General features: G+C 32.2%; 1 pseudogene. It reads right to left on the bottom strand.

Annotated elements, in window-relative coordinates:
- Positions 1–326, bottom strand: a pseudogene (locus V7183_RS10170) (transcriptional regulator); the annotation flags it as partial.

Genomic DNA, 326 nt, shown 5'->3' with positions numbered 1-326 from the left:
AATATTATCTTTATCCGCGAAAGAATTTGCCTCTCTTAAAATATGATTGTAAATTTCCATAGCTTCACTATACTGTTTTTTTCGTATATAACTAAAAGCGATTAAAAGTTGACAATTAATTACATGCCTAAACTTATACTCATTTCGAAACCCTTCTAACGCAACATTAGCGAAATACAGTGTCATATGATCAATTTCCATCTGACTATACGTAAGCGCCAAATTATAATAAATTCCAGTTTCATAGTACCCTTGTTCTTTCGCCATAGATTCTGTGTCTAATAGGTACTCCAGCGCCTGTTTATATTTATACTGCATGCAGTATA

The organism is Bacillus sp. JJ1127 (assembly GCF_036965845.1).
GTDB lineage: Bacteria > Bacillota > Bacilli > Bacillales > Bacillaceae_G > Bacillus_A.
The sequence above is the reverse complement of the archived record's forward strand: the minus strand, read 5'-3'. Positions and strand labels throughout refer to the sequence as shown.